We start from the raw sequence: 19,787 nt of genomic DNA on the forward strand, positions 1-19,787 counted from the left end.
AAACTTCCAGCGCGTCATGGCTGGAAGTTTTTATTAATTCCCTGATTCATCCCCGATAAAGTGAATAGAGAATACTTTCCATTCACCGTCTTCTTTATGAAATACGGTCACTTGGCGTCCTTCAGGAATATTTTCTGTACCACTCTCTAATTCGGTGAACGTTGTCTTCATTGTGGTAAATAATTGCGCTTCTTTTTCATTATATTTCACAATGGTTTCATTGTCCGGCTCACGTTTCATTTCATATGTTTCAAGCAAATCCTCTGTAGCTTTCCGCTCTTCTTCTAAATCATAGCCTTCTTTAGATAACGTAGCAAGATAGCCTTCTACATCTTTATTATTCAATGTTTCAATATACTGGTCGAATGCCTTCATGATGTTGTCTCTTTCTTCATCAGGCACATTTTCCGCTTCTTCGACTTGATCACCTGACATGCTGAAGCCTACTTTGTTTTCATCCACTCCATGATCGATCGCACCATTGCCTGGAGTAGCTTCCCCGTTGTCAACATCATTTGGGTTCGTATCTTCCGTCTTGTTACACGCGCCCAATACCAATAAAATAGCGATCGATGCAGCTGCTAATTTTTTCTTCATTGCTTCCTCCTACATAGCGAAAAAGGTCTTTTCTTTTTAAAAGACCTTTTTCGTTTTTATAATTTATTTAACTTCTACCCAGCCATTCTTAATCGCTGTGACAACTGCTTGTGTTCGGTCATTCACGTTCATTTTTTGCAAAATGCTAGAGACGTGGTTCTTCACGGTTTTTTCCGAAATAAATAACGTTTCACCGATCGTACGGTTACTTTGTCCATCAGTCAACAATTGCAAGACTTCACATTCCCGTTTCGTCAATAAATGAAGAGGACGACGAATATCGTTTTGTTGGAAGGATCCTTTATGTTCTCTTTCACTTAAACGACGGAATTCCGATACTAAATTATGTGTAACTTTCGGGTGTAGATACGATCCACCGGCAGCCACTACTTTAATAGCTTGTACAATCGCATCCGCATCCATCTCTTTCAGCATATAGCCGAGTGCCCCTGTTTTCAACGCGTGTGTCACATAAGACTCATCATCATGAATGGATAGCATAATCACTTTCGCATCAGGGTACTCATTCACTAATTGCTCGGTCGCCTCTACACCATTCATGCGTGGCATGTTAATATCCATCAACACAACGTCAGGCTGATATTGTTTGAACAACTCCAGCACTTCATATCCGTCGTCTCCTTCTGCTACTACATTAAACGACTCTTCAAAATCCAAGATTCGTTTAACGCCTTCGCGAAATAATTGATGGTCATCCACTATTAAAATTTTTGTTGTCTCCATATTCTGTTCCTCCCAATCTGATCGTCGCTTATAGTTCTTCATCCAACGGAATTTTGAAAAAAATCGAGGTTCCTTCACCAATGTTCGAAATCACTTTCATTTCTCCCTTTAATAAATCCACTCGCTCTTGCATTCCAATTAAGCCGAAAGATTTTTCTTTTACTTCCTTTGTATCAAAGCCGCAGCCTTGGTCTTTCACGAGTATATTTACAGTTTCGCGAAGCCATTCGACTTTCACCCAAATTTCCTCTGTTTTCGCATGCTTAATGCAATTATTCACAGATTCTTGAATCAGGCGGAAAATCCCCACTTCAAAATTGGAATTGAATCTTCTTTCAGCCCCATTGCTCTGAAAGTGGATGGTTAGCGGCGCCTCATATTCACTAATGGTAGATAAATACTTTTTCAATGTCGGGACAAGTCCTAAATCATCCAGAGCCATCGGACGTAGATCGTAAATAATGCGACGTACTTCAGACAATGCTCCTCTGACCATTTCTTTAAGATAAGACAGCTCTAGCATTGCATTATCCGGACCCTTTTGCACAAATGTCTTCTCAATCAAACCTGAACGCACCAATACATTCGCCAGCATTTGTGCTGGTCCATCATGAATATCTCGCGAGAGTCGCTTACGTTCTTCTTCTTGGGCTTGGATAATTTGAATGGCAAAGTCCTGTTTGTGACGGGCAGTCTCAAGTGCCGTGCTTACATTTTTCAAATCGGATGTTAAGTAAGTAATCACAGTGGTTACTTGATTAACAAGTTGATCAGCCCTTTCAATTGTAGACAGCAACATAGCAAGCCGTCGTTCCAGCTCGTCCCGCCTGGCTCGCAATTGCTTTTCCTCCATTTTATTGATGGAGACGCGTACAAGCAAATCATTTGCTACACTGTAGGCCTGCTTCACTTCTTCTTCGGTGTAATTCATAAAATTCTTCGACACGTTTGCCAAGCGTTTTCTTGAGTGGCGTGACATATCTTCAAGATAATCGCCTTCTGTTATCACATGGGAAATGCTCTCTTTTACTTCAGCTAGCTCTTTCTGCATCTCTTCGAAACTTTGGCGGCTTTGTTCGCTAATTAAAAATATGTCGTTTTTTGACTGATCCATTACGTCTACCATATTTCCAAAGATCTTCTCCATTTGCTGGATGTCAATCGCCTTCTCGTTCAAATAACTCCCCCCCGCACCTGTCTATGTAAAAATATGCAAAGTGAGCAGTATTGCAGTTTAGCCTAATTACTTATACACTTCATATACAGTATATCATCTAGATGAGGTAAAAGTATTATAAGTATATTACAAATGTAGGGGGCACGACAAATGCGAGCAAATTACAAAACCGTAAACCAGTATGGAGAAAGTGAATTTATTATACAAAAATCTCGTTTCCTTTCATTTGTTAAACGAGTGGAAACGGAACAAGACGCATTGGACTTTATTCAAGAAATCAAAAAACGACATCATTCTGCAACACATAATTGCTCCGCGTATATAATAGGTGAACATGATCAAATCCAAAAAGCGAATGACGATGGGGAACCTTCTGGCACTGCGGGCGTTCCAATTTTGGAGGTCCTCAAAAAGCAACAGCTGAAAGATACTGTCATTGTGGTTACTCGCTATTTTGGCGGCATTAAACTCGGTGGCGGTGGATTGATCCGTGCCTATGGCAAAGCCGCAACAGAAGGAATTGGAGCAACAGGTGTCGTCGAAAGAAAGTTGCATGTATTAACCAAGACTTCCATAGACTATACATGGCTGGGCAAAGTTGAAAATGAAGTTCGACAATCCATATACCCTTTACAGGAGATCGTCTATGAAGAGGACGTTGAACTGTTTTTATATGTTCCTTTAGAAGATGAGATGATTTTCCGGGAGTGGATGATGGAGTTGACGAATGGACAAGCAGAAATTGCTACGATCCGTCACAAATTTCTGGAATTCGCTATTTGATATACTATACCTTTGATTAAAAAACAGGTATAATAGCGGAAGATGTAACGCATGATCAACACGCGTCTATTTTGTCAGTATGGACATTAGTGAGAAGCATGAATACTTGCCTACCTGTAACAAGCCACGGCTGTTTTTGCTGGATTCGCCACAGACGGCTTTGCCTGCCGTACACTTTGGAGGTATAAAATGAAAAGAAAAGATTATAAAAAAAAGAAGAAATCCTCTTCAAAAACTAGGCTCTTCTTGAAAATATTTTTATTTGCATTTCTCGCTATGATTGCAGTAGGAGCAGCTTATTTTGCTAAGCTACATAATCAAACGGTGGATGTACTGGACCGTTCTTATGAACCGCTTGCCAACAAGGAATCACAACAGGAGTTACGAGTAGAGCCAGCTAAAGATAAGGTCTCGATTCTTTTAGTCGGTGTGGATGAAAGTGAGGAGCGGCAGAAAGAAGAAAGCCACGGCAGATCAGATGCGCTGATCTTAGCCACTCTGAATCCTAAGCAGAAGAGCGTAAAGCTTGTCAGCATTCCTCGTGATTCATATGTCTACATTCCAAAAGTTAATTATAAAGATAAGATTACACATGCCCATGCTTATGGAGGAACAGCAGCTTCTATTGATACAGTGGAAGAGATGTTCGATATTCCGATCAATTATTATGTGAAAATGAATTTTAATGCATTCATTGATGTAGTAGACGCACTTGGCGGTGTAGAAGTAGAAGTACCGTATGAACGAATTGAGAAAGACGAAAATGATAAAAATGCGATCCACCTCATGCCAGGACTTCAGCGATTGGACGGCCGCCATGCATTAGCTTTAGCACGGACCCGTAAACTCGACAGCGATATCGAACGTGGAAAACGTCAGCAAATGATCCTTCAAGCCATGATCAAAGAAGCGACTTCCATTAAGTCCATTACGAAATACGGGGATGTCATCAATGCCCTCGGAGATAACATGAAAACGGATATGACGTCTAAACAAATGCTTTCTTTCATTGAATATGTAAAAAGTGGCATGCCAGAAGTGGATACCATTTCACTAAACGGGTATGACGACTGGTCTACCGGAACGTATTATTACAAACTGGATGAACAAGACTTAGAAGAAACCAAGCAAATTCTAAAATCTCATCTCGGCTTGATTCCCGACTCTTCATCATTGACCGAGCTTGATACCAACCAAGCATCTCCTCCTTCAGAGGTGGCGCATCAATAAAGGAATAGGCTATCGCCGCAAGTCATTTAAAATGACTTCCGGGCGATAGTCTTTTTTAATTCCTCCCCCTATGATTTCTGATAGGTATTCATACCAGACCGAGCATAAGTCCCAACGCACCGCTCGTAACTCTCGATAGACCGATCCAAACTTCGACCAGACCAAGCGTAACTACAACTGGACCGCTCGTATCCCCTGGCGGACCGAACCAAAACAACATTGAACCGAGCGTAAGTAACCTTCCATTATAATTCACGTATGCATCATGAGAAACATGAGGGCTATCACCTTACCAAAGCTACGAATCCCCACCAAAAACGGGCGAGCTGTATAGATGTCGCAAAAAATTATAGAACAAGCCGTTTTCTTTCCCACACGACTTAACATACGCCATACAAAAAGCCCCTATCCGTTTTACGGATAAGAGCTTTCAAATTACTTCCCAATCATGCGTACTAAATTCAATAACGGACGATAATTCGCGCCTGCCAATCCAATCAGTTCGACAAACAATTCAATGACGATCAGCATGACGAATACGAGTAACAATGCGCCCCACACTGTCGCCTGTGAAAACAGGACAGCTACTGCGCCAAATAAAATCGCAATTCCGTAGATCGTTAGCACGGCTTGTCTATGCGAGAATCCTGCACGCAACAAGCAATGGTGCAAATGTGATTTATCTGCTGCTGTTATGGATTGTTTCATACGCACACGTCGAACAATAGCGAAGAATGTGTCAGAAATCGGAACTCCTAACATGATGATCGGAAATACTAATGAAACGACAGCTACATTTTTGAATCCAAGCAAAGCTAACACCGATATCATAAATCCAAGGAATAACGATCCGGTATCGCCCATAAAAATTTTCGCCGGATGAAAGTTGTAGATTAAGAATCCGAGCGAACTAGCTGCCAATATAGATGCTGTAGCTGCAACGAAGAAGTTCCCCATCATCACTGCCATTACCGTAATAGCGATCAAGGCAATCGTAGACACTCCTGCCGCAAGTCCATCCAACCCATCGATCAAGTTGATCGCATTCGTGATCCCGATGATCCAAATAATTGTAATGGGAATACTAAAATACCCAAAGTCCAATTGCCCAATAAATGGTAAGTTAATAAAATCTATTTGCAAACCGCCCCATAGGACGACGACTAACGCAGCAACCAGCTGGCCTAGCGCCTTGGCTTTTGCTGTCATTTCAAGCATATCATCCAAAAAGCCAATGATGACAATTAATAATGCACCGACCAAAATGCCGACTGCATGCTCGTCTTTAGGCAATAAAATAGCATATCCAATAATAAAAGCGCCAAAAATGGCAAGTCCACCGATTCGAGGCATGATTCTCGCATGGACTTTTCGATAATTGGGACGGTCAACCGCACCTATTCGAAACGCGAGTTTAATGACAAGTGGTGTAAGTATGACAGCAGCGATGAAAGCTACAGACATTGCAATGAATAACATGTCTTTCCTCCCCAATTAGCAATAAGTTCATATCGCATTTCATTATAGCATGCTTGCTACTAGATTTCACTACTAAGTGTACTTACCTACCCTTTCCCCTTGATTGCTTGCTTGCAAACCAATGTCGGGACTGATACTGGCGAGGTTAATGTGAAGTAATAATACGTATTGTCACTGCCGAGTTCAACGATAAGTTCAGATACAACTATGTTATATTCTAAAGTGTACATTTCAAACATGTAGCTTTCATTCTATAGATAGTCTTTTGGTAAGGTTTTTGGTAAAATAGATAGGAATCTCTCATTTGATAGAGGTTTATAAAGGAGCGTCTGATTTATGTTAAATATTTTTAAACGTAAAACTGGGACGAGCGAACGTCAGCTACGTAAATACCGAAAGATCGTAGAACAGATTAATTCACTCGAACCTACATACATTGCCATGTCGGATGATGATTTATCAGGAATGACGAATCAATTTAAAGAGCAATTGGAAAATGGGGCTACCATAGAGAATATCTTACCTGATGCCTTTGCAGTCGTGCGCGAAGCTTCTAAACGAGTTCTTGGGATGCGCCATTTCGATGTGCAGCTAATTGGTGGAGCGGTATTGACGGAAGGGAATATTTCGGAAATGCCTACGGGTGAAGGGAAAACGCTTGTTGCCTCTCTCCCCTCCTACGTACGTGCCCTTGAAGGAAAAGGCGTACATGTCATCACCGTCAATGACTATTTAGCAAAACGTGACTATGAACAAATTGGTCAAATCCATCGCTTTCTCGGATTGACGGTCGGGTTAAATGTACCGATGATGCAAGGACCCGAGAAACAAGCTGCCTATCAATCGGACATTACGTACGGTGTCGGAACGGAATTTGGTTTTGATTACTTGCGTGATAATATGGTGCAGCATCCATCCCAAAAAGTACAAAGACCATATCACTTTGCTATCATCGATGAAGTGGATAGCGTACTGATCGATGAAGCGAAAACGCCACTCATCGTAGCAGGAAAAATGCAAGCAGATGCAGATTTGCACCATATTGCAGCTCGTCTGGCCAAACGCTTTAAAAAAGGAGAAGACTTCGAGTTTGATGATGCCACAAAGGCCACTTCTCTTACTGAACAAGGTATTGAGAAAGTCGAGAAAGCATTCGGTATCGGCAACCTATATGACTTAGATCATCAAACACTTTATCATTATGTAATTCAAGCTGTACGTGCATTCGTGATCTTCAAACGCGATGTGGATTATATCGTGCGTGATCAAAAGATTGAACTTGTAGACATGTTCACCGGACGTATCATGGAAGGGCGAACCTTATCGGACGGCTTACACCAAGCAATTGAAGCAAAAGAGGGTGTGCCCATTACAGATGAAAATAAGGCTCAAGCCCAAATTACGATTCAAAACTACTTCCGTATGTATCCAAAACTTTGTGGCATGACGGGTACAGCGAAGACTCAAGAGAAAGAATTCCGTGAAGTATACAATATGGAAGTTATTCAAATTCCAACAAACCGTCCTCGTGCACGAATTGATTCACCAGACTTCGTGTTCAAGACAATTGAGGAGAAATATAAGGCAGTGGCTAAGGAAGTGGCCGCGCGCCATGCAAAAGGACAGCCTGTACTTGTGGGCACCACGTCTATTCTGCAATCTGAAGCTGTCGCAAAGCATCTGCGAGAGCAAGGATTAGACTTTCATTTATTGAATGCCAAAAGTGTGGAGCAAGAAGTAGAATTAATTTCCCAAGCTGGCCAAAAAGGTCATATTACCGTTGCGACCAATATGGCGGGTCGCGGAACAGATATCGTGCTCGGTGAAGGTGTCGAAGAAGAAGGCGGATTGTTTGTATTAGGTACTGAAAAGCACGAGAGTCGTCGAGTTGATAACCAGTTACGCGGTCGTTCAGGACGACAAGGTGACAACGGGGAAAGTCAATTCTATCTTTCATTGGAAGATGAAATGTATATTCGTTTTTCGCCTGAGGAGCTTGAAAAATTCCTTCCGAAAGTACGAACGGATGAAAACGGTAAGGTTTTGAATCCTGAAGTACATGAACTAACGGAACGTACGCAGCGCATTGTGGAAGGTGCTCATTTCTCTATGCGAGAATATAATCTCAAGCTAGACGATGTGATCAATGATCAGCGTGAAGTCATTTATTCGTTGCGCAACCGTGTCCTTGAAGGCAACGATACTTTTGATAAGTTAAAGACTATGCTTTCAGAAACTGTTGAATTCGTCGTTCTTGATAGTTGTCCAGACAATGAAATTCCCGATAATTGGGATTTCGAGCGCATTGAGCGTACGATGAATGCATTGTTGTTAACTCCGGTCGAATTACCGAAGTCGTTAGATAGAACCTCTGACATTCTGAAAATCTATGATGAAGGATTGGCAGAGTTGTTTGCATTTATCGACTCCTTCACTGATAATGAACAAGTGAGTCAACTGCTACCTCAAGTCATGCTAAGCTACCTTGATACGATGTGGGTCAAGCATCTTGAAGTGATGACTCGTTTAAAAGAAGGAATAGGATTGCGATCTTACGGACAGGAAGATCCAATGCGTATTTATCAGCGCGAAGGCTTACAATTATTCGCTAAGCATTACCAGCGTCTACGCCGGGATATTGCATCCGAAATTATCGCATTCATGAAGCAACTACACACACAAGAACAGGAGGTTTCCCAATGAAACTCTTCAATCTATTTAAAAAGACTGAGAAAACAGGTTTAGACAGCACGGTAGAATCCAATGAAATTCTGGAGCATACGCAAGGTGGCTCTGGTGATGAAGATATCGAAACTGCCCTATCCCTTCATCCACAATGGAATCTGTCACAGGAGCAGGAATACGTGTTTCGTTTCCTTGCAAATGAGCTAGAGCCGTTAAAACCAAATCAAATCTCCTTATCAGGTATTGATATTGATATAGAGCCTGCAAACGGCAGCTGGCTCGTCAAAGCGTTTTTCCGCTCTTCACTCGATCAGGCCATCACTGTCGGTTCGATCGAATTATTGCTGATCGATGAGCAAGGTAATACTGCCGCTTCTGCTGAGTTCGATTTAAATGAGCTGGGTGAAATCCCTGCCCGCAGTGCTCGTCCATGGGTGTTTGTTTTTGAACAGAATGATCAAACAGCAGAAGAACTTCCAGCTGAAAACTGGAAGCTTGCGTTCAATGTACACTCGATGATGCCGCATCAATTAGAGCTTGCACCTTCTTGGGAAGAACAGCTTCCTACTGAACAAAAAGAAGCTTTGGCTGAAGTAGTGAGTGGCCTACCAAAATTGAAACCTCGCGAAGTGAATATCGCAGGTTTCCAAATACAGAAGCAGGAAGATGGCAATATTGCAGCGTCCGTATTTGTCCGCAACGGTCATTCTAAGCAGATCAATATTGAAAAATTACCGCTTGAATTGATTGATGCTACTGGAGATTTAGTTGCACGAGGCACATTTGAACTTGATCCTCCCCTTTCTGTAAAAGCAAACAGCACCACTCCTTGGACATTTATTTACCCAACGGAATTGGTCAAGAAGGAAGACCCAGATTTCTCACGCTGGACGATCCGTGTACCACAAGATACTACAAATTAATAAAACGCGACAGGAGAGTACTTACTCTCCTGTCGCGTTTTTCATTGTAATAAAAAATCGATCCTCCAGCGGAAGATCGATTGTCAATTGTTTTAATTAGCTGCTGCTACTTGATTCACACCTGCAATGCGCTTGGCACCTACATAGCGCTTGCCCCAGTAGTAAGGGTCGTTCAATTTATCTACACGAACACCTTTTGAAGTAGATGCATGTGCAAACTTTCCGTTTCCTACATAAATGCCAACATGTGATACACCTTTACCACTTGTATTGAAGAACACAAGATCTCCAGATTCTAAGTTGGATTTTTTCACTGACTTTCCAGATGCATACATACCGCTTGAGGTACGCGCTACTTTCACTCCGTTCTGAGCGAATACATATCCCACATAGCCTGAGCAATCAAAGCCTGCTTTTGTCGTGCCACCATAACGATATTTGATGCCTGTTAAGTTGGTAGCGGTTTTAGTAATGCTGGCAGATTTTGACGAAGCATCTGCTTGTCCAGCGAAAGGAGCGACGAGTAATAAAATAGACATTGCCAAAACTGAGAACGTTTTCTTAAATAACTTCATGTGTTCCTCCGATAATCATATGTATTTTAGGTAACTAACTAACCTGTTATGTTGTATTAACTCTATCATTTTTAAAACATCTGTTATATTACATTTATGTAACAAGAAGATTTCAAATCAGTAATATCTGTTACTTTTGAAATAGTTTGTAATAGTAGAGACTATTAAACACAAAAATTACTAGATAATTGGACAGGATAAAGATTCTTTTTGAACTAATAGGCAAAATTTAAGGATGTACATTAACCACTTGTTTTCGCTTCATCTGCACTTTATTCATATGTATAAAAAAGCTGTCACAACAAGTCAGTTTAACTAACTTGTTGTGACAGCTTACTCTTTTTACTTTATATTAATCAATCTGTAGATCCGTCACTACCAATACATCTTCATGACGTAATAATTTTGTGATAGGCCAGTCTGGAGTGACTTCGCCTTTTTTCAATTTTTCCATAGCAGCTCGCTTTTTTTCTCCAAATGCGATCATGATAAGCTTTTTAGATTTCATAATTGAAGAAATACCCATAGTCAATGCAATGTTAGGTATTTTCTCATCATTTTCAAAGTACTGGCTATTCACGTCTAGTGTAGAGTCTGTGAGTGTCGCAACATGTGTTACAGAATCAAAGGAAGTTCCTGGCTCATTAAATGCAATATGCCCATTCTCTCCTACTCCAAGTAGTTGGATATCAAGAGGATGTGTATTTAATTGCTGTTCATATTGAACACATTCTTGATCTAAATTTTCGGCCATTCCATTCGGTATATGGGTTTCTTTGAAGGGCTTTTTATCAAATAAATGTTGCTTCATAAAATACGCGTAGCTATTTGGATTATTTGCATCAATTCCGACATATTCGTCCAAGTTGAAAGCTGTTACTTGTGAAAAGTCCAGGTTTGAATTCGTCCATTCTTGATAGATTGGGATCATGGTACTGCCTGTTGCAAGTCCAAGAACATGCAAACGGTTGTTACGGAGCTCTTCTTCAATTACTTTATATACTGCTTTCGCTCCTTCTTCTCGACTTTCTACTGTGATCCACTTGATGTTTTCCATCTTATACACACCGGCTTTCCTAAGTTTTACCTTAATATATTGTAATTTCTAATTATCTTATGGTCAAGATTTTCTTCATTTATACCACGCCATACCACATCGATCTCCCTTATTTCCCAACATATAAAATCACTATTCCCCATTCCACTATAAAAATAACTTCTATATAACATATTCACTGCTTAGCTCTGTTAAACAGTTCAATACGTTTCTCGTTTTCAACGATGAAAAGTGTATATTACAGCATGTGTACGGCTACTCTCTTCTGCCAGTTTTGATGCGTGTTAGATAGCAAATTTGTATGTCAAAAGCATGAAGAGTGGTTGAACATATTGTGAACGATTAGAAATCTTTTACATTCATAGGGATTTCCCTAATTCTTTATTCCTGCGAGGAGATTAAGATAAACGTAAGACTTACTTTTCGATGAGGAGGTGGCCGCATTGAGCAAGAAAAATATATCTGCTGCGAAACAAACAAAAGAGGATGTGAATTTAAAAGGCACATTGATCATGGTAATGATCCTAGGTGTCGTGATTCTAGTCTTTTGGTTCGGAATTTACGGTCTATTCTTATCAAGATAATTTAAGCGTTTGAGGAGGAACTGGTATGCATCTGCATAAATACGAAAAAATATGGCTTGTATTCGGATTAGGGTCTTTGGCCTTATTCTTAGTTGTTATCGGCTTTGCAGCGTTCTGGAAAGGCACGCATCCACAAAGTCATATTGAAACGATCGATCCACAGAATATTGAAGCAAATGAGTCCTTTAAGCCTGAAAATCTAGGGCTTACTGAAGTAGCGGACGGAAAATATGTTGTCAATATCGTCGCTTCCGCTTTCAATTATGACTTAGGTAAAGAAGAAGACGGCAGCCCTACTAAGACGATTCGCGTGCCAAAAGGTTCCACCGTACTCTTCCAAATTACAACTAGAGATGTAGTCCACGGGTTCCAAGTAGCAGGGACGAACGTCAATATGATGGTGGAGCCAGGGCATATTAGCCGCTATGAGACCGTCATGAAAAACGATGGTGATTTCACGATTGTCTGTAATGAATATTGCGGAATCGGTCACCACTTAATGTTTGGCACAGTGGAGGTGTATTAACCAATGGAAACATTTAAATTCTCGAAAAAAGAATCAAGATTGTATATGTCATTCATGTATGTCACATTCGTATCTCTATTAGTCGGCGGCTTAATGGGGCTATTGCAGACGTTAGTTCGTTCAGGTAAATACAAATTACCGTTCAATATCGATTACTATACGATCTTAACTACACATGGTGTCATTCTTGGACTTGTTCTAACTACATTTTTTATTGTTGGTTTCCAGTTTTCACTCATGGGAAAAACGGTTGGAATCTCTGATAAGCAAATCCTTTGGGGTTGGATTTCTTTCTGGGTGATGTTAGTCGGCACTGTATTAGCTGCATGGATGATTCTAACAGGAGAGGCTTCTGTATTATATACATTCTATACACCTCTTCGTGCCCATCCAATTTTCTATATCGGCTTGGCACTCGTCATCGTAGGTAGCTGGATTGCTGCTATCGTGAACTTCCGTCAATTGTACGTATGGAAGAAAGCTCATAAAGGTGAAAAGTCTCCTTTGCTTGCATTCATGGTTGTCATCAATATGATTATGTGGGTTGTCGCTTCACTTGGTGTCGCTTACTCTGTTGTTGTACTCATCTTGCCTTGGTCACTCGGCTATGTCGCAACAGTCAACGTTCTGTTAACACGCACGTTATTCTGGTATTTCGGTCACCCACTCGTCTATTTCTGGTTGTTACCAGCTTATATGGCTTGGTATGCGATCATCCCGAAAATTATCGGTGGAAAGCTGTTCAGTGATTCATTGGCAAGACTATCATTCATTTTGCTGTTGATGTTCTCGATTCCTGTCGGGTTCCACCACCAATTGACTGAACCCGGGATTGACCCTACTTGGAAATTCATCCAAGTGGTCTTGACATTTATGGTTGTCGTCCCAACATTGATGACTGCATTCTCTCTATTTGCTACATTTGAAATTACAGGTAGAAATAAAGGTCATAAAACGTTGTTTGGTTGGTTCAAACATCTTCCTTGGAAAGACGTTCGTTTCTTAGCTCCTTTCATTGGTATGGTGGCGTTCATCCCAGGCGGTGCTGGAGGTATTATTAATGCTTCTCACCAAGTAAACTCTCTTGTTCATAACACGATCTGGGTTACTGGACACTTTCATTTAACGATCGCTACAACGGTTATCTTAACTTATTTCGGTATTGCTTACTGGCTGATTCCACATTTGACGGGCCGCCGTCTAACTCCTAAATTAAATAAACTAGGAATCATTCAAACGATTGTCTGGACTGTTGGTATGGCAATTATGTCTACCTCCATGCATATTCAAGGCTTGCTAGGCGGACCTCGCCGATCAAGTTTCTCTGAATACGCAGGTGGAGATCAAGTATCAACTTGGATCAGTTATCAAGTTTCACAAGCTGTTGGTGGGACCATTCTATTTATCGGTATTGTATTAATGGTATACATCTTTATTCAATTGGCATTTTTCGCACCCCGTGGTTACGAAGATTATCCAATTGCAGAAGAGGATCTGGATTTAGATACAGAAAAAACACCAAAAATTTTGGAGAACTGGTATTTGTGGATCGGAGTCACCATCGCTTTAATCTTATTTGCATACACAATCCCAATGATTGATATTATCAAACACTCTCCTCCAGGGTCTATTCCATTCGATTGGCCAATTGGACGTTCTTAAACAATAAAAAAGTCTTGAGATCCAGGTAATTGGATTTTCAAGGCTTTTTTAAAACATTAACTGAGTGGTAAGTACATATGGGATTGACCTAGTAATTTAGTAAGCAAATCATTCAATGCTTGCTCGCTAAGTGGCTTTGCAAAATAGAATCCTTGTAACTCATCACATTCTTTTTCTTTCAGAATTTCCCATTGCTCCAGGGTCTCTATTCCTTCAGCTACCGTTCGAATAGAAAGTGTTTTTCCTAATTGAATAATGGCATTTACAATGGCACGACTTTTCTCATCATGTACGATATTCATAATGAACATCCGATCGATTTTCAGCTGTGTAATCGGGAATGACTGAAGATATATAAATGCCGAATATCCTGTGCCAAAATCATCTATTACAATGGAAAATCCTAGGTCGGATAGCGTCTGGATTTGTTGCTGCACCACCTCATGTCGTTCAAGTGCAACACTTTCTGTGATTTCTAGTAGTAGATTTTTCGGTTCGATCTGCGCCTCTTCAATACATTCTTGCAGAAACACTGGTAAATTTTGTTGTAAGAAATGTCTAGGTGATAAGTTGATAGATATGGTGAGGTCATGTAGTCCTTGTTCTTTAAATTTCTTCAATTGACCTATCGCTTGATGGATCACCCATTTGCCAATGGAGATGATGAAACCTGTAGATTCCGCTAGATCTATAAAGTCTGCAGGATAAATTAAACCATGTTCTGGATGTTGCCAACGGATCAGCGCTTCAAATCCAATAATTTCGCCTGTATCACAAAGGACTTGGGGCTGATAAAACAGCTTAAATTCATTCATATCAAGACCTTTACGCAAATTCATTTCGGACTTCATTTTCTGTTTCAAATGTCTGTGCATATCGGCACTATAAATACCTACACTTTTTCTAGCAGATTGGCCTTTACTCGTTTCTAATGCAAAACGTGCAGCTTGCACACCTTCAAGCGGCGTGCGCACATCTTCAGGATAGTATGCAATTCCATAACTAAACGTCAAGTATACTTCCTGTTTTGCTACATGGACAGGCTCTCGCAATTTCGTCATTAGTTTTTCCATTTTATTTTTCAACTCTACTCCACCTTGATCATAGGGCGCAAAAATGACAAAATGATCAAATGCAATTCTTGAAATAGAATAGTAATCATCAAAGTATAATCGGAAGCGCTTGGCGACAACTTTAATAATCTCATCTGCCAATTCAGGACCTAATGCACTGTGAATTTCAATAAATTGATCAATATTTATATAAATAAAGATTCCATCCTGTTCTTCAGAAATCTCTGAAATCGCCAATGATGCTTGCTCAAGAAAGGCATTATAGTTGTCCATTTCTGTAAGTTCATCTGTAAAAGCCAATCGATGTAAATTTTCCTCAAAATCCATGCGACTTAAACGATCAAAAAGAAAGGAAAGCATATCTGCGATCGAGGTTACGACCATGCGATCGAATGAAGTCCATTCGCGACGCTTACGAGATTCACAACATAGCACCCCTCCGATTCCTGAACTGAGTATAATGCATGCATCTAGAAGCGAATGATACACACTGGAAACAGGGAAAAACTTCTTGAATATTTCTTTTGTTTCCTCACTCTTGCTAATATCAACTATCGACAGTGTTCGTTGATTTTGAATAGCTGTAAAGTATGAATGAAACACTTCATCGCTTAAATCACTCTCAACAGAATGTTGTTTTGTTTCATCATCATATGTATTTTGTGAATGGAGTAATGTTCGCTCTTCATTGAAGAGCCAAATACTCACGCGCTCACAATTCATAATCTGTGAAACTTCAAAACAAATGGTTTCTAGCGTTTCTTTAATCGTTTTCTCATTTACAGCAAAGTATTTAGCCTTTGTAAAGATCTGTTCTTGTTGCTCCCGTATGGCATCTATTTTCCTAAGTGTCCCGATTATTTCAACATTTTTCTGCAAGAAAACACCACCCTTCTATAACAATTTGCTAGACAATATCTTTAAGTTAATTATAACAATATTCAACCAAATTAATAGAAGTAATTTACTTTTTCTACTTGAAGGTATATATAACCATACAACTACCTTCTAATATCAGACTTTAGTTATGTATATTTTCAAAATTCTCTTCTGTATACTAGGTTTATTGGTTGATTTTGATAGGTTGGTAACTTAGTAGAAATAGCTAAACATATTTCAAAAGGGGATAATTAGAATGAAGAAAACAGCTCTTGCGTTCATCGCCTCTCTCATGCTTGCAACTAGTATATCTGTGGGAAGTGCAGATGCATCGACAAAAACGTATGTTGTAAAACCAGGAGATACACTTTGGAAAGTTGCAAATCAGCATAAGTTGACAGTAGCCGAGCTAAAAAGCTTGAATAAACTTACAGCGGATTCCATAAAAGTGAATCAAAAGCTGGTCGTCGAAAATAAATCAACTGCCGCTAAAACAGTTTCTTCCATCAATTCATTACACGATACGAAGCCTACAGTGGACAAGCCTGTTGTTTCGACTAAACCATCCGCTGGTTCAAGTGCATTAATGAATAAAGTGGTTGACATTGCAATGCCACTGCAAGGAACTCCGTATGTATGGGCAGGAGTTACACCTAACGGCTTCGATTGCAGCGGATTCATCTATTACGTGTATAATCAAGCAGGTGTGAAAATTCCAAGACTCGATACGATCGGTATGTATGACCGCTCCATTTCTATTAAAGATCCAGTCATAGGTGATCTATTGTTTTTTGAAAATACATACCGCCCCGGCATTTCTCATATCGGAATTTATTTAGGCGATAGCAAGTTCATTCATGCAGGAACAAATGGAATTGAAGTTTCGTCTGCTGAATCTCCGTATTGGAGTCAACGTTTTCTAGGATATAAGCGTTTTAAAGATATTAAGTGAAAAATGGGTTGCCCTGTAAGTCAGTACTGAGACTTGTAGGACAACCCATTTTTTTAATTAATACATTCGTAATTATTCTGCTTATCTGGCTGAATATCCGCCATCGATTACAAGTTCTGCTCCCGAGATATATGACGCTTCATCTGATGAAAGAAACAACACTGCATTCCCTACATCTTCAGGCTGTCCTAGGCGTTCAAGTGGTGTCATCTTAATGAGCATCCCAAGTAATTCCTTGGACTCTTCCAATCCTTGTGTCATTGGCGTTTCAATCACGCCCGGGAATACTGTATTGACACGGATACCATTCTTGCCATATTCAGCTGCCGCCGCTTTGGAGATTGCTCGAACTGCTCCTTTAGAAGCAGAGTACGGGTTTAAGCCCATTCCAATCAGTGCAGTATAAGATGAAATGTTTACGATAGAACCTTTTTTCGCTTCAGCCATATAGCCAGCTGCATGTTTCATACCAAGGAATGTACCGAAACTATTGATGTCGGAAAGTTTGCGCCAATCTTCTATTGTAATTTGATCAATTGCTTTTTCAGTGGAGATACCTGCATTGTTCACCAAGATATCCAATTTACCGAAATGATCTACCGCTTTTTTCATTGCGTCCTGCCATTCGTTATCTTCCGTTACATTTAACTTGACCGTAAGGATTTGTTCTTGTCCTCCCCACTTTGCTTCCAATGCCGCTTCGTTGATATCAGCCGCGATGACTTTGGCACCTTCTGCTACGAATTGCTTCACCATCATCTCACCCATACCAGACGCCCCGCCTGTAATAAATGCTACTTTGTCTTGTAATCGATTCATCTTCTATCACTCCTTTTATACTGTATATTTTAACACTAAAATACTTTTATTTCAATTCTGCGATGACCTAATATGAAGATACACCTTTGGTAAAAGACCATTTTTCACATATCCACTAAGCAGGTATTTCCGCTATATACTAGACCGAGTCAAAATCCCGTCAAATCACTCTTCTCCTCATACTCTACATTTATACATGTCTTGTATAAATATTTATTGTAAGATATAATGAGAATTGTCATACATATCTACTAGTGGAAGAAGTGAACAAAAATGTTCAAAGATCGTCGCTATCTTCAGTATAACGCAGCAGGACTCCGGCAAGACGTGATCGCAGGGATAACTGTCGGAATTGTAGCCATTCCACTTGGGATGGCTTTTGCAATTGCATCAGGAGTGAAACCTGAATATGGACTGTATACTACGATCATTGCTGGACTCCTGGTCGCCTTGTTTGGAGGATCACGCTTTCAGATCGCAGGTCCAACTGGTGCTTTCATTCCTATTTTATTGGCCATTGTGTTGCAATACGGCTATAGCGATTTATTAATCGCTGGATTTCTAGCTGGTATTTTTCTCGTTATAATGGGATTTCTAGGCGTTAGTAATCTCATTCATTTTGTTCCTCGTTCTGTGACGATTGGATTTACAGCAGGGATTGCGGTCATCATCTTTACAGGTCAGTTCCAGAATTTTTTTGGATTGACTGGTGTGGAGAAGAAAGAGTTCTTCCACGAAAGTATGATCGAGATTGCGGGGCACTTTCATACGGTAAATAGTTATAGTATATTGACTGCTGCCATTGGATTACTCGTCATATTCACGTTGCCAAAAATCGCTCCTAAAGTTCCATTGTTACTTGTTGCGCTGGTGATCCCGACAATTTGCACGATTTTGTTTTTTCCGGGTAAGGTTGAGACGATCGGTACTTCCTTTGGTGGAATACCACAGAATCTGCCTACATTTCATTTCCCTGAAATTACGCTGTCCAAAATTGTCGCATTGTGGCAACCTGCTCTCATTATTGCTGCGCTTGGAGCGATTGAGTCGTTGCTTTCGGCTGTTGTAGCAGATGGAATGAAAGGTGATGTACCAAAACATGATTCAAAGAAGGAACTATTTGGTCAAGGTATAGCCAATATGATTACACCGCTTTTCGGCGGAATTCCCGCGACAGGTGCAATTGCGCGTACTGCTACGAATATCCGTTCAGGCGCTGTCAGTCCTATCTCAGGTGTTGTCCAAAGTTTATTCGTTCTAGCATTTCTTTTAGTGTTCGCGCCTTATGCTTCTTATATCCCATTAGCCGCCATGGCCCCCATATTGATGTATGTAGCTTGGAATATGAGTGCCAGAAAAGCATTTGTACAAATTCTCTCCTTGCGCTCAGGTGACTCGCTTGTATTGTTGACGACGTTCCTTTTGACCATCTTCCTGAATTTGACCATCGCTGTTGAAGTCGGTATCCTACTTGCCGCTCTTTCTTTCTTGCGTAAAATGAGCGGATCCCTCGATATTAAGGAAAGCAGACTGACGGATGTAGAGAAATTCAAACTGGAAGCGGAATCCGGCAAAGAATTGATCAAGTTTAAAATTTCAGGGCCTCTATTTTTCGGTACTGCTAAAAGTTTTGAAGACCGTTATCCAGATTTATTGGAAATAGATCAGCCCATCGTCATTTTAGATATGAAAAATCTCACGGCTTTGGATGCGACAGGAGAAGCTGCACTGTCGTCACTTCTTGATGAAGCAAAGCGTAAAAACAAACGGCTGATCTTCAAGAAAGTGCCACCCAATAAAGTAAATATATTAAAACGAAGCGGTCTATTCGAGAAGATCGGAAAAGATAATTTTTTCATGTTATGAAAAAGAACTTCCTCCCCAAATCTAAACTGTACCCTTTGTAAAGGACAATTAAAAAAAGCCTATGCTATTTGTTGAAGTTGCTGCCTGTATTTTGCAGGTGGCAACTTTTTTAAATTCCATTGCCCGCGATAATGATTGTAGTACGTCATATAACTTTTAATTTCACGTTTTACTTC

19 protein-coding genes are annotated in these 19,787 nt (G+C 40.3%); 9 read left to right on the plus strand and 10 right to left on the minus strand.

What is annotated here, in order from left to right:
• Nucleotides 1-33: 33 nt before the first annotated feature.
• From GD002_RS11105 to GD002_RS11115, 3 genes are all read right to left on the minus strand, one after another.
• The gene (locus tag GD002_RS11105) at nucleotides 34-597 is read right to left on the minus strand and encodes a nuclear transport factor 2 family protein (protein WP_153732435.1); all 564 of its coding nucleotides are present in this window, start codon (nucleotides 595-597) and stop codon (nucleotides 34-36) included.
• Between the two features lie 63 nt (nucleotides 598-660).
• Nucleotides 661-1,341, minus strand: coding sequence for a response regulator (locus GD002_RS11110; protein ID WP_153732436.1), 681 nt, complete (start codon nucleotides 1,339-1,341; stop codon nucleotides 661-663).
• A 28-nt stretch (nucleotides 1,342-1,369) separates the two neighbouring features.
• Complete coding sequence (locus GD002_RS11115) at nucleotides 1,370-2,518, minus strand: sensor histidine kinase (RefSeq protein WP_194841571.1); 1,149 nt, start codon at nucleotides 2,516-2,518, stop codon at nucleotides 1,370-1,372.
• A gap of 150 nt (nucleotides 2,519-2,668) precedes the next feature.
• Between GD002_RS11115 and GD002_RS11120 the strand changes: the two genes are divergently transcribed.
• Together GD002_RS11120 and GD002_RS11125 are read left to right on the plus strand one after the other, a co-directional pair.
• Nucleotides 2,669-3,301, plus strand: coding sequence for a YigZ family protein (locus tag GD002_RS11120; RefSeq protein WP_153732437.1), 633 nt, complete (start codon nucleotides 2,669-2,671; stop codon nucleotides 3,299-3,301).
• A 189-nt stretch (nucleotides 3,302-3,490) separates the two neighbouring features.
• Nucleotides 3,491-4,531 (plus strand): LCP family protein, encoded by a 1,041-nt coding sequence (locus GD002_RS11125; RefSeq protein WP_153732438.1) that lies wholly within the window; start codon nucleotides 3,491-3,493, stop codon nucleotides 4,529-4,531.
• Between the two features lie 88 nt (nucleotides 4,532-4,619).
• On the opposite strand, the gene GD002_RS11130 is transcribed toward GD002_RS11125, so the two are convergent.
• A complete protein-coding gene (locus GD002_RS11130; protein WP_153732439.1) occupies nucleotides 4,620-4,787 on the minus strand; it encodes a hypothetical protein in 168 nt (55 codons plus the stop codon).
• A gap of 179 nt (nucleotides 4,788-4,966) precedes the next feature.
• Nucleotides 4,967-6,010: a glycosyltransferase family 4 protein gene (locus GD002_RS11135; protein ID WP_153732440.1), complete on the minus strand. Its 1,044-nt coding sequence runs from the start codon at nucleotides 6,008-6,010 to the stop codon at nucleotides 4,967-4,969.
• 336 nt (nucleotides 6,011-6,346) lie between these two features.
• Here GD002_RS11135 and secA2 point away from each other — a divergent pair, with 336 nt between their 5' ends.
• Both secA2 and GD002_RS11145 read left to right on the plus strand, forming a co-directional pair.
• On the plus strand, nucleotides 6,347-8,713 hold the full coding sequence (gene secA2 / locus GD002_RS11140; RefSeq protein ID WP_153732441.1) for an accessory Sec system translocase SecA2: 2,367 nt from the start codon (nucleotides 6,347-6,349) through the stop codon (nucleotides 8,711-8,713).
• The gene (locus tag GD002_RS11145) at nucleotides 8,710-9,618 is read left to right on the plus strand and encodes an accessory Sec system S-layer assembly protein (RefSeq protein WP_153732442.1); all 909 of its coding nucleotides are present in this window, start codon (nucleotides 8,710-8,712) and stop codon (nucleotides 9,616-9,618) included. Before secA2 ends, GD002_RS11145 begins: the two co-directional genes overlap by 4 nt.
• 92 nt (nucleotides 9,619-9,710) lie before the next feature.
• Here the strand turns inward: GD002_RS11145 and GD002_RS11150 are convergent, their stop codons facing one another.
• Both GD002_RS11150 and GD002_RS11155 read right to left on the minus strand, forming a co-directional pair.
• On the minus strand, nucleotides 9,711-10,193 hold the full coding sequence (locus GD002_RS11150; RefSeq protein WP_153732443.1) for a C40 family peptidase: 483 nt from the start codon (nucleotides 10,191-10,193) through the stop codon (nucleotides 9,711-9,713).
• A gap of 352 nt (nucleotides 10,194-10,545) precedes the next feature.
• Complete coding sequence (locus tag GD002_RS11155; protein ID WP_228548354.1) at nucleotides 10,546-11,250, minus strand: glucosamine-6-phosphate deaminase; 705 nt, start codon at nucleotides 11,248-11,250, stop codon at nucleotides 10,546-10,548.
• 443 nt (nucleotides 11,251-11,693) lie between these two features.
• Between GD002_RS11155 and GD002_RS11160 the strand changes: the two genes are divergently transcribed.
• From GD002_RS11160 to GD002_RS11170, 3 genes are read left to right on the plus strand one after another with little or no spacing between them, the layout of a single operon-like run.
• Nucleotides 11,694-11,834, plus strand: a complete 141-nt coding sequence (locus GD002_RS11160) for a cytochrome c oxidase subunit 2A (RefSeq protein WP_228548355.1) — start codon at nucleotides 11,694-11,696, stop codon at nucleotides 11,832-11,834.
• 25 nt (nucleotides 11,835-11,859) lie between these two features.
• Nucleotides 11,860-12,360, plus strand: a complete 501-nt coding sequence (locus GD002_RS11165; RefSeq protein ID WP_153732444.1) for a cytochrome c oxidase subunit II — start codon at nucleotides 11,860-11,862, stop codon at nucleotides 12,358-12,360.
• 3 nt (nucleotides 12,361-12,363) lie between these two features.
• A complete protein-coding gene (locus GD002_RS11170; protein ID WP_153732445.1) occupies nucleotides 12,364-14,022 on the plus strand; it encodes a b(o/a)3-type cytochrome-c oxidase subunit 1 in 1,659 nt (552 codons plus the stop codon).
• 56 nt (nucleotides 14,023-14,078) lie between these two features.
• Here the strand turns inward: GD002_RS11170 and GD002_RS11175 are convergent, their stop codons facing one another.
• Entirely contained in the window at nucleotides 14,079-15,974 is a 1,896-nt protein-coding gene (locus GD002_RS11175) for a sensor domain-containing phosphodiesterase (RefSeq protein WP_153732446.1), read from the minus strand.
• 256 nt (nucleotides 15,975-16,230) lie between these two features.
• Between GD002_RS11175 and GD002_RS11180 the strand changes: the two genes are divergently transcribed.
• On the plus strand, nucleotides 16,231-16,926 hold the full coding sequence (locus tag GD002_RS11180; protein ID WP_153732447.1) for a C40 family peptidase: 696 nt from the start codon (nucleotides 16,231-16,233) through the stop codon (nucleotides 16,924-16,926).
• A gap of 81 nt (nucleotides 16,927-17,007) precedes the next feature.
• On the opposite strand, the gene GD002_RS11185 is transcribed toward GD002_RS11180, so the two are convergent.
• Nucleotides 17,008-17,745, minus strand: a complete 738-nt coding sequence (locus GD002_RS11185) for an SDR family NAD(P)-dependent oxidoreductase (protein ID WP_153732448.1) — start codon at nucleotides 17,743-17,745, stop codon at nucleotides 17,008-17,010.
• Between the two features lie 273 nt (nucleotides 17,746-18,018).
• Between GD002_RS11185 and GD002_RS11190 the strand changes: the two genes are divergently transcribed.
• Entirely contained in the window at nucleotides 18,019-19,611 is a 1,593-nt protein-coding gene (locus GD002_RS11190; RefSeq protein ID WP_153732449.1) for a SulP family inorganic anion transporter, read from the plus strand.
• A gap of 59 nt (nucleotides 19,612-19,670) precedes the next feature.
• Here GD002_RS11190 and GD002_RS11195 read toward each other — a convergent pair.
• Nucleotides 19,671-19,787, minus strand: a 117-nt coding sequence (locus tag GD002_RS11195) for an IS3 family transposase (RefSeq protein WP_153731381.1), incomplete at its 5' end; no start/stop codon positions are given.

The organism is Sporosarcina obsidiansis, assembly GCF_009651005.1.
GTDB classification, from domain to species: Bacteria; Bacillota; Bacilli; order Bacillales_A; family Planococcaceae; genus Sporosarcina; species Sporosarcina obsidiansis.